This is a genomic window from Desulfonatronum zhilinae (assembly GCF_900182865.1).
In the GTDB taxonomy this organism is placed as follows: Bacteria; Desulfobacterota; Desulfovibrionia; order Desulfovibrionales; family Desulfonatronaceae; genus Desulfonatronum; species Desulfonatronum lacustre.
In genome coordinates, this window is sequence record NZ_FXUJ01000085.1 from 1 (window position 1) to 1,358 (window position 1,358).

Sequence of the window (1,358 nt, forward strand, 5' to 3'; positions counted from 1 at the left end):
TGACTGTTTACCTGGAAGCCAAAATGTATCGTCCATAAGGCTTAGCCTATTTCTATTCTTATATCGCAACATAGCAGTGACCTTGTTTTTTAAATCTTAATATCACTACTATAGCATACAATGCAAGCAAAATATTTAGTTAAATCGAATGCCTGCCCGGACTTTTTGCAGGGAGATCATGCTACATCGAACGAATAGAGGCGCCCCTTTTCCAAGGTGGACGTTTCAACCCCCAGCTCAGAGAGGAGGCGATTAGTGTCGAGATTTGTCAGAAAATACCGAAAAAGCGGGTCTTCGATAGAGAATCCAGAATCTGGGTCGAAAGCAAGCTGCTTGCGCAAGTCCGTTCCTTTTGAAGGATCGAATATCACCTGAGCAATGCGTTGCCGCACGGCTTTAATTCCCGGCTGCCTACGCTCAGCAACTACGTTCAATATTCGGTCAAAAGTAAACGAAGAATCGGGAATCTTGCAGATTGCCAGAAGGATCTCCAAGTACGGCTTGTTGCCTCCAGGCCTCCATTTCTTGCCTTTTGCGAAAATTTTGGCTGCTGGCATGTATCTCTGTGCCAGCTCTGTCATGAGTCGCTGCCTAATGGCAAGAAGGTCAAACGTTAGAATTTCGGTGTCTTCGGTTGTTTCGTAGATTTCTTTCGTCGCACATACCTTATTGCAAATATACTGTGCGAGCCAGAAATTTCCTGCGCTCTCCGCAAGTAAGACTTCGGGATCTTCGAAGAGGATGTTTAGGGCAGATTCACCGGCCCCCATAAGTTTTTCGATCTCCGCATCGGATGCCCTCTCCAAGAGATACGAACCTAGCCTCGGGCCAAGGTCGTAAGCATCGGAGAGTAGCGAAACGCCAGTTGTGGGTATCCCAATTAAAACCGCTTTGGGGGGAAACTCATGCTCGAAAGCCCGGTCGCTCATTCTTTTGAGAATTGAGCCAATCTCGGCGCGGCGCTCTACCGTAAGCAGATGAAAATCATCTATGACAATTACCGCCGGTTCAGGATTTCCGCCAGTCTGGCACGTGGCAAAGAATTTACCCATTACGTCTTCTGCATTCGGATCCCTGCAGCTGACGTACGCGTAATCTTTGCCTTGCGCCCAATTGAGCTCTTCGAATGCTTTGAAAGCAACACACGTTTTTCCAACGCCGGATGGGCCTTCAATTAGAAGATCTCCCTGCAAAAAGTCCGGGCAGGCATTCGATTTAACTAAATATTTTGCTTGCATTGTATGCTATAGTAGTGATATTAAGATTTAAAAAACGAGGTCACTGCTATGTTGCGATATAAGAATAGAAATAGGCTAAGCCTTATGGACGATACATTTTGGCTTCCAGGTAAACAGTCA

1 protein-coding gene is annotated in these 1,358 nt (G+C 46.2%); it reads right to left on the bottom strand.

Features of this window, described 5'->3' with window-relative positions; translation table 11 throughout:
- Positions 1-176: 176 nt before the first annotated feature.
- Positions 177-1,238, bottom strand: coding sequence for an AAA family ATPase (locus AC559A_RS19135; protein WP_498819289.1), 1,062 nt, complete (start codon positions 1,236-1,238; stop codon positions 177-179).
- Positions 1,239-1,358: the final 120 nt, after the last annotated feature.

Excerpts from the sequence above, each read along its gene's own strand:
- AC559A_RS19135 (WP_498819289.1), bottom strand. The coding sequence starts at position 1,238 with ATGCAAGCAAAATATTTAGTTAAATCGAATGCCTGCCCGGACTTTTTG.